A 10,256-nucleotide genomic window follows, 5' to 3' on the forward strand; every position below is an offset into this window, starting at 1 on the left:
CTCTCTAGCGCTGACAAAGGTAGTGAACTCATTGCGATTGACAGTAGATCTGGCTAAGAAAGGTGCTTTCTGTTGGCCGCGTAGAGTGCGATGAAAATGATTGCTATAATGGCATACATGATGGCCATTGCAATCCCAATAAAGTTGAAGCCGTAGAGCACCGGCGTTACCAAAACACCCAGCACGTTTACTACCACATACAGGTAAAAACCAACCATCCGCAGCTTAAACATGAGGAAGGCTGCTGCTCCCAAAAAAATATAATAAACAATATCAACCGTACGGATCAAGGCCATGTTGGCAGAAAGAGTTGTTATAAAGTCCATCAGGCCGGTCATCACCCATTGCGGCATATCGCTCAAATCCACACCGCTTTCATCAATGGCCTGATATACCTCGGCTTCCATGTTCACCGACTTTTCGCCGCCAAATAGGGTGTCTTTCAGGTTGGAGAAAAGGTTGTACACCACGTTTAGCCCGGTGAGCGCCAACAACACCAACAAAAAGGTGGGCGGCATTTTTGATTCGGAAGTGCGGTATTCGTTGTCCAGATCAGGTGCTTGAGAGGGGTGTTCAGAGTTCATAGTTGTTGTTTTTTGGTGCGCTAAAAGTAAAAAATTGACCTAGAACTTCTGGTGCGTCCAACGCTCGTAATTTTTCCGCTGAGACTTTCCCGCCTTTCGGTTCTTTGCTACCGTGTATTTCTTGTACCAGACTTTTCCGTCGGGCTTGATGGGGAGCTGTACCAGCGAGGCCCCGCGCTTCACACTCATGATACCCTCTCCCTCAAAATAGCGGGCCCAATCTTCAATGTTGAAATCCAGCCGGTAGTTATTAAAGTACAACAGCTCATCACCATACACCAACCCTGCACGCTCAGCAGGTGAACCGGGATGGATATCTGTTACGGTGTACTTCGCCTGACTCCACTCTGCCTTTAAGCCCCAGGCGTGCTCGCGGTACAACCTCGCAGGGTCGGTTTTCAGTTCAAGGCCAACGTAGCGCAGACACTTCTTTAAATCCTTTTCGATTCCCGCAGTGCCATTGACATATTGCTCAAAAAACTTTTTAAACGACCGCCCGGAAAATCTTTCGAGCAGCGAGCGGTATGCCTCTTCGGTGTATCCCATGTCCTGTTGGGCGTATTCCTCATACAAGGCGCGCATCACGTCATCCAGGCTGTGCTTGTTTCCCGTGGCTTCGCGCAGCATCAAATCGCACATTACGGCCAGCAGCGCACCTTCATTGTAAATAGACACTTTTCGGTGGGGAACTCCTTTGGTGTACCCGTCGAGCCACATGTCGAACGAAGATTCTGCCACCGAGTGATGAAACCTCCCGAAATTATCAAAATGGCGCTGTGCGAATTGCGTGAGCTCCTGGCCGAATCGCTCCTGACTAAAACCACCCGAGCGCACCAGCATCAAATCACCCATAAAGGTGGTTACTCCTTCGGCTACATACCCCGTGCGGAAGTAATTCTCGCGGGTGAAGTCGTAAGGAAGCATTTCAAACGGTCTGATTTGCTTGATATTCCATGTGTGATACAGTTCATGACTGCTCACCGCCAGCAACTCGTAATAGCGCTCGTCGGTAAACAAAGCATAGGAAGGCCCCAACGAAATAACCGTGCTGTTGCTGTGCTCCACGCCGTGGTACACCTTGTCTGGCCGAGCCAAAATAAGGAAGTGATACTCAGGCACGGGAAAATCGCCAAAAGCCTCTATCTGTTTTTGGCTAAAAGCGGCAAAATCTGTTTTCAGCCGCTTCCAATCGGGCTTGCACTCACCGGCAAACCAAAGGTGAAAAAGGTACTTGCCGGTTTTGTAGGTGTCGTGCTGCAGCTTGTTCGAAGCGATGAACGGGCAGTCCATCAATTGCTGCACGTCCACAGCCTTCATGGTGTGCTTCCTGACCAGCTCAAGCCCGGTAGCCACCTCGTAATTTTTAGGAACTTTTAACTCAACCACAGAGGGACTGTGCATGGCATCAGGACGATACATGAGGCAGTTTACCGGATTGACGTAAAGCATATCGCCGTCCAGCCAGGTGCTTCCGGCGTTGAGTTCGGCGGCGTAATAGCGGTATTTCACTACAACACTCGTTGCTCCATCGGTTTGAACCATCCATGAGTCTTTGGTGGCTTTTTGAAACCGAAGGGCTTTGCCGCGAGAAGTCTGCGCTTCAAAATGCTGAATGTTTTTGGCAAAATTTCCCAGCTCATACCTTCCGGGGCGCCAGGCAGGCAATTGAAGCGGAAGTACATCCATTCCGCGAAGACCTTCAATACGAATGGCAATGTGCAGGTACTGCTGCGAAGCGTCGGGATAGCTTAGGGTATAGCGCATACTGTGTTTTGTTTGCGGCGAAATTAATCATTCAGCGGGGGTCTGAAAGGACAGCAAGAGCTGGCAGGGCAAACGCACTTAAAACTGTTTAGCCCAATTTATGCAATAGGAGGAGCGAGAAGCTCAGAACTACCTGCCTGCCGGTTTACCTGCCGGAGGCATGGCAGGCTGGCGCAACGAGCGCAAAGAAACTTGATTTCCATTCTAACGTGAAGTACCCAAAAACGTTGACACCATCCTGAAACCTCTCGAGAGTAAAAGCCACCGGAAAGTGTCTCCATTGGCAGCTTCTGGATTGATGTTCTAAATGCCTTTGCCCTGCAAGTGCTGGGCGTCCATTTTTTCTATTGACGGGATTGGGTTAACTTCGCCGGCACAAAAATCAAGACAGCCTTAAAAAAAGCCATATGAACTACGACGTGATTGTGCTGGGCAGCGGACCCGGCGGTTATGTAACAGCCATTCGGGCATCTCAGCTCGGTTTGAAAACTGCAGTAATTGAAAAAGAATCGCTGGGCGGAGTGTGCCTTAACTGGGGATGTATTCCGACCAAAGCGCTGCTCAAAAGTGCCAATGTATTTGAATACCTGAGCCACGCTTCAGATTATGGAATCAGCGTGAAAGATGCCAAACCCGATTTTGACGGTATGATTAAGCGAAGCCGCGATACCGCTGACGGAATGAGTAAAGGCGTTCAGTTTCTGATGAAGAAAAACAAGATTGACGTGATTTCCGGAACCGGAAAAGTTAAACCTGGTAAAAAGGTTGCCGTAACCGATGCGGACGGTAAAGAAAGTGAATACAGTGCAAAGCACATCATTATTGCTACCGGTGCCCGCTCACGTGAGCTACCCAACCTTCCACAGGACGGTGAAAAAATCATTGGCTACCGAAAGGCCATGTCGCTCAAAACCCAACCCAAGAAAATGGTGGTGGTAGGCTCCGGCGCTATCGGTGTGGAGTTTGCATACTTCTACAACACCATCGGTACCGAAGTAACGGTTGTGGAGTACATGCCCCATATTGTGCCCGTTGAAGACGAGGAAGTATCCAGGCAACTGGAGCGCTCTTTCAAAAAGCAGGGCATGAAAATTATGACCAAGGCCGAGGTCACCAAGGTAGATACCTCCGGCAAAGGGTGCAAAGTAACGGTAAAAACAGCCAAAGGCGAGGAAGTGATTGAGTGCGACGTAGTACTCTCGGCCGTAGGAATCTCAGCCAATATTGAGAACATCGGCCTTGAAGAAGTGGGCATCATTACCGACAAAGGTAAAATCCAGGTGAATGAGTACTACGAAACCAATATACCCGGTTACTATGCCATTGGCGACTGCGTACCCGGACCGGCGCTTGCCCATGTGGCATCTGCCGAGGGTATTACCTGCGTAGAAAAAATCGCCGGACACCATCCTGAACCCATTGACTACAACAACATTCCGGGCTGCACCTACTGCTCGCCTGAAGTTGCCTCAGCCGGCTACACCGAAAAAGCTGCCAAAGAGGCCGGCTATGAGCTGAAAATAGGCAAGTTTCCTTTCTCCGCTTCGGGCAAAGCCAAGGCGGGCGGAAACAGCGAGGGTTTTGTGAAACTCATTTTTGACGCCAAATATGGTGAGCTTCTTGGCGCACACATGATTGGCGCCGGTGTAACCGAGATGATCGCCGAGATTGTTTCCATTCGAAAGCTGGAAACCACCGGACATGAAATCATCAAAACCGTTCACCCCCACCCTACCATGAGCGAGGCCATTATGGAGGCCGCCGCTGCTGCGTACGACGAGGTGATACACCTTTAGCACAAACACTCTGAAAGTGAAAAGCCTGCAGCGATGCGGGCTTTTTTTATGCAGAAGATTGATTGTTATCTAACCCAAATGATGTAAATGGAGGAGCGATGAGCTTCGAAATACCTGCCTGCCGATTTACCTGCCGGAGGCATGGCAGGCTGGCCTGCCTGCCAGGAGGCAGGCTTGCATTAGTTGGCCCGAAAGCTTCAGGGCGATTTAGCTGCCCGCCATCAATTGGTTACGGGAGGCAGGCGGGGAGAATCACTTTTTCAATGCGGCGAAGCAAACTGTAAAGGATTGATTCTCTTTATCGAATATACAAGATATATATTGGGATACCTCTTCAGAAGTCATTCAGCCTAATAAAAATTCCTTCAATCCTTCTGTGTGCAAAGAATCCGACAACACTACTACACATAGTCTCAAAAACAACACTTTAAATGTGATGTACCTTTGATTCTTGAACATCAATACTTCTAGCCAAACTTAAGTCACATGGTTAATAAACACCTTAGACAGACTTTTCTATCATAAGAAAGACTTATCCAACTACTCGTTAGAATTCCAATTATGTTGCTCATTGACAATGCATATTTACAACAAATAGTTAAAGATATTTTTATGTTGGACTCAAATAATGTAAATAATTTGTTTTTCAAATTCTACATTTTCAAAATTATTTAACCAAATCTTTGTTAACTATGAAAACTTTATTACTTGTACCTTTTCTCACCTTTGTAGTAGTGTTAACCTCTTTTAGCCAAATTACAACACCGGTGCTGTCACCTGCATTATCCCCTCGAATTGAATGGACAAGCATAACTTGGTCTCCCACAAATCAAAGTGGACAACCTCAAACCCAATCACAATCCGGCGAGGATTGGTGGATGGATGTTATAGAATACTACGAAAATGGTGTTCACGTCGGTTATATTGCCTCCGGTTATACAACATTACCAGATTTTATCGAGTATGACGACTATGCACCATGTGCAAATTTTATAGCTGGTGGACCATACCCACAATTATTGAATACGGACGATCACCTCCATGGTATCATAAGGCAATCCGTAGGGAGATTTGATCTTAGCGGTAATATGTTATGGTTTAAAAAGTATAACATTGGGTCATTCCTTGGCTCTCTTCAGGACGACGATGGCAACATCATTCTTGCAGGATTCTCCAGATCACCAATTCCTTTTGAAGGAGAAAGTCATATGGAAAATATACCGATGTATGTTAACCCTATTTCCGGTAACAATCCCAGTGGATTCTCAACTTTTGAGTTGAGCAGCCTTCCTTCTGGATTTTGCACAAATGAAGGCGATAGATTAAACAACTTCAATGTCATGAAAATCACACCTTCGGGAGAGGTCCTATACAACAATCTTTTTGGACCACATTCTACTTTGTCAGAGGTGTTCTTTGATGCAGGAATGGCTTTTAGTTTGACCAATGCGCCTGATGGTGGCTTCTACGCTGTGGGTAGAAGTCATTTGGTTAGCGAAGTAAATAATACATACACCCCTTCAACAATGCATCCATACATTGTAAAAATTGACGATAATGGCCACAAAGAGTGGGACATTCATCACACCTCCATTCATAATGGATTTTACATGTGGATCGAAGGTCAAGGTAATAGTTACGTACTTGCTGGCCGCTATAACTTGGCCTCAGTCGGCTTGAGAGCGTTTATGCAATACACTGAAGTTTCATCTCAATCACCTGAACAAGATGCCTTTTCTAACGTAATTTGGGATAAGTATACCGAACCAAATTCCGGTTATGAATCAGATGGGTTCAACTTTGACGAGAATGTAGGGCCCGTAAACCACGGAAGCTTCAGCGCGACATTTCTTAACAACGGTGACATTGTCTGGCCTGTAGCGGCGAATTCCACGGGTGAATTTTGGGGAGGTACAAACGTTGCACAAGGCAAGATATATATTTTCGATAACCAGGGTGGAATAGTTTCTCCTAACAGTCAACCAATTGAGCTTGGTGAAATACGTGCCTATGATCTGTATCTCAGTACCACTGCTACTACAGACGGAGGATTTGCTTTTGTTACAAGCAGACATTCGCCACAATATTTTCTGACCAATACTGCCCCCAGTTATTCAGATTCAGATATTGGGCCTTGTCTGGACCAAATCGCCAATGGAATAGATGCAATTGATCCTTCGTATTGGTTGAGTGTAGATCCAGATTACTTTGAATATTGGAGTACATGCGCTTATGTCGGGAAATTTAACGCAGAATACGAGTTTGAATGGGATAAAATATGGGACTCAACAGACAATGCGCCCAGAGAATGCCCCCCTGGCAACCTAAAACAACAAGAATGCGTCTATCGCATTGTTCAAACCTCGGATGGGGGCTATATAATCTGTGGAAATACTTCTGATAATCTCGATGACAATTACCTCGTAAAGATTGCAAGTGATTGCGGTATTAGAGACTTTATTGCAGGCATTGGACCCGACGGTAGTCTAATCGACAATGAAATTATCACGAACCACGAAACCGGTGTATACGAAATCACTGAGAACACATCGTGGAATAGTAACAAAAAAGTACTGGGGAAAGTGCGGGTTAAGGATGGCCACACTCTAACAATTGAAGGTACTACCATAGCTTTTGCAGGAAACGCAAACATTGAGAGCAAAATTGAAATTGAGCAAAACGCAAGGTTGATAGTAAACAACGCAACCCTTACCAACAGCCAATATACACCGGAGGCATGTTCAGAACTGTGGGGAGGCATTGAGGTTTGGGGTACCACCTTGGAAAGACAAACACCGATTGGAGGTTACTATCACCAAGGCAGGTTCGAAGCCAGAAACAACTCAAAGATAGAAAATGCCCAAAACGCTGTATCGAATTGGAAAAAAAACGATTGGGATGCCAGAGGCGGCATTATCCAGGTTTCTGACACCAAATTTCTGAACAACACAAGGTCCGCGCAGTTCATGCGCTATCAAAACACCAACGCCATAGGTAATCCGGTGCATGATCTGAGCTTTTTTCGCAACACCGAATTTTTCTTAACCGACGACTACTTTCGGGGGCCGCAGGGAGCACACCCCCAGGTTACTTTGTGGGGTAATCATGGCGTATCCTTTAGGGGTTGCGAATTCAGAAATGACATGACCATTGCAGAAAACTCTCAGCAGCTTACATCTGGCATATACAGCCATTCAGCACACTATATTGTTGATGACTACTGCCCGGTACCACAAGGTGCAGGGCAGCCCTGTTCTGTAACACCCATCCCCAGCTCATTTACCGGTTTTCATCACGGAATACTGGCACTTATTACAGAATCCGGTGTTAAACACATCAATGTATCCAAAGCGGTGTTCAACGAAAACATGACCGGTATCGAACTCCGCGAAACCGACTTTAGCCGCATACGGCAAAACGAGTTTTATGTGGGTTCTAATCAATTTGAGCCAAATGAATTAGACGATGAAAGGAATTCGGGTGTATACACTTGGAGGACCTCAGCCTATTCCATCGAAGAAAACCACTTCGAAAAAGCGGGTTCCAATGGATGGCCTACACACGGTGCCGTTATTGAAGCGAGTGGTGCTGCCGAAAACGAATTGTATAAAAACGACATTGAAGGACTGATGTACGGTTCAGTAGCCATCGACAACAACCGCGGCGGTAAACTGGGCAATGAGGGGTTGCAGTTTTTATGCAATAACAATTCGGAAAACGGACGTGATTTTGACGTGGTTAATCTAAATAATGTATTAGGAAAGGGTATTCGCAGTAGCCAGGGTGACTATCCCGGAGTAGCTGCGGCCAATGTGTTCAGCCAGTCTTCGGCCTACTCACTCGATTTTATGCACTTTGCACAGGATCAGGACATGCCATTGGTGGGATATGCGTGGTACACTGGCGATGTGCTGCATGAACCATCTGGTTCAGAAGTTACTTCGAATGTGGATCTCGGGTATAGTACAAGTAATGAGCGAACTTGCGCAAGCACTTTTGCCGGCAAGCACAAGGCCAATTTCAAATCGGCATTCGATTCGGCCAGCACCGAGTACTACAACCTGCTGTACAACTATCATCAACTGAGTGATGGCGGCGATACCGAAGGATTGCTCGATGAAATAGCGGGCAGCTGGTCGCAGGATGCCTGGGACTTGCGCAACACATTGCTGCAGGACTCACCGTTTTTAACTGTGGAAGTGTTGATTGCGGCTGCCGACCGTGACATTATGCCCCACGCCATGTTGATGGAGGTATTGCTGGCTAACCCCGACGCACTACGCAGCAGCGAACTGATCGATCATCTGAAATACTACATGCCCAACCCGCTTCCGCAGTACATGATCGATATTTTGATTGATGCGCGCAATGAAATTACTGTAAAAACCAATCTGTTGAGTGCAATGGGTCAAAAAAGTCGCACCATGGCCCTCAACCACAAAATGGTGATCCAGGAAATGCTTGCCGATACTTTGGGCTTCAATCCCGATTCGCTGCTGTGGTTTATGGGACGGCTCGAGAATATCCCCAATCATTATGCTTTGGCCATGACCCACCTCGAAATGGGCGATCTTTCCGAAGGTAAAGCAGTACTTACCCATATGCCGGTAATATGGGACCGAATGAATACCGAGGAGGAAACCGAATGGGAGCAATTCAATGATTTGTATGACCTGCTGAGAACGGTTAAATCAGATGGCCGCAATGTGGCCCGGTTAAAAGATGTCGAAATAGATGCTTTGTTAACCATTGCACAAACGCCAAACAGTGGTCGGGCAGGTGGCCGGGCGTGGAATGCGTTGTGTTTTCACTACCAGATATGTCCCGAAGGACAGTTCATTCCTGCTCCGAGAAGTTTTCAGGCGTATGAAGCCACAAACATTCAATCTCAAATGGAGGTCAACCCTGTAGTGGTGTACCCCAATCCGGCCGATAGCTACACCACGTTGCGTTACGAATTGTTCCGTTCACATCCGCAAACCTACATACGCATCTTCGATGTCAGCGGCCGTATAATCAGGTCTTTTGACCTCGGTGATAACTACGAAGGCCAGGTACTTTGGGATACCCGCGACGAACGCTCCGGAATGTATTTCTACCAGCTTTGGCAGAATGAAGAAAAAGTATCTGCGGGTAAAATAGTGGTACAGCATTAAAAAGCAGTAACTTTAAAGTATGATCAGATTCATGCTTATATCTGTAATCCTGTGGGCGGGGTGCGTGAAGCTCTCCGCCCAGCAGGGTTATACCTATGTGGTAGATGAAGAATTTGTGCATTATGAAAATATCTTTATAAGGGTTGAAGGACTGGTTTTGACAGAATCCAACCAAATTGTGGTTAGTGCTCATTGGCATCCACTAAGCGGCCACAGAGGCATTGTTCGGCTATATCCAACTGGAGATTTTGATAACTCTTTTGGTACTCCTTCTTCATTAGGAGGGGGGGGGGCATTGTTCAGAGTGCCAGGAGGATACATGAGATTCAATAATACCCCCGGTAAACATGATGAACTAGGACAACCATATCCAGGTTTTAATTTTTACTTTGCCAATAACTTTCCCACCAATCCTCCACCGGATGCCATGGCCTTGTTTCCATTGCCCGATGGCAGATTTTACGTCAGCGGGCGCATTTACCTCGATTCGCTAGGCAACAAAGCCCACCTGGTGCGCATGATGCCCAACGGCAGTGTGGATACTACTTTTACCCCCCGCGTGGTGAACGCGCCGCTTTCGGGTAAAACCTCACACATGATGTTTTACGATGATGAACGCATTATGGTGGGCGGTAACTTCAATACCTTTGAAGATCATGTTTCTCCACACATGGTGCGGGTTTTTCTGGATGGTTCGGTGGATACTACCTTTACTTCAGAGTTTGTAGAACGCTATTTCACTTCAGCCCGATACGTGGATGACCAGGGCAGGATTATGATTACAGACCCGGCAGGTGGATTTGCCAGTCATCCGGAAGATACGGTGCTGGTAATGCGTGTTTTGCCAGATGGCCGCGAAGATACCACCTTCCATCACCTGGAAATAGAAGGTGGCACAACAGCGCAAAACAGCTATTGGTGGCCGGCAGTAATTGGCGTAGTACCCGAAGATGATG

General features: G+C 46.8%; 5 protein-coding genes. 3 read left to right on the top strand and 2 right to left on the bottom strand.

Annotated features, from left to right (window positions below):
- Positions 1-53: 53 nt before the first annotated feature.
- Entirely contained in the window at positions 54-584 is a 531-nt protein-coding gene (locus EA392_14750) for a hypothetical protein (protein TVR36640.1), read from the bottom strand.
- Between the two features lie 39 nt (positions 585-623).
- Entirely contained in the window at positions 624-2,348 is a 1,725-nt protein-coding gene (locus EA392_14755) for a M61 family peptidase (GenBank protein ID TVR36641.1), read from the bottom strand.
- Between the two features lie 407 nt (positions 2,349-2,755).
- Between EA392_14755 and lpdA the strand changes: the two genes are divergently transcribed.
- The 3 genes from lpdA to EA392_14770 form a co-directional block, all read left to right on the top strand.
- Complete coding sequence (gene lpdA / locus EA392_14760) at positions 2,756-4,144, top strand: dihydrolipoyl dehydrogenase (GenBank protein ID TVR36642.1); 1,389 nt, start codon at positions 2,756-2,758, stop codon at positions 4,142-4,144.
- A gap of 692 nt (positions 4,145-4,836) precedes the next feature.
- On the top strand, positions 4,837-9,300 hold the full coding sequence (locus tag EA392_14765; GenBank protein TVR36643.1) for a T9SS C-terminal target domain-containing protein: 4,464 nt from the start codon (positions 4,837-4,839) through the stop codon (positions 9,298-9,300).
- 19 nt (positions 9,301-9,319) lie between these two features.
- A partial coding sequence (locus EA392_14770; protein ID TVR36644.1) for a hypothetical protein occupies positions 9,320-10,256 on the top strand: 937 nt, incomplete at its 3' end.

Source organism: Cryomorphaceae bacterium (genome assembly GCA_007695365.1).
In the GTDB taxonomy this organism is placed as follows: domain Bacteria; phylum Bacteroidota; class Bacteroidia; order Flavobacteriales_D; family SKUL01; genus SKUL01.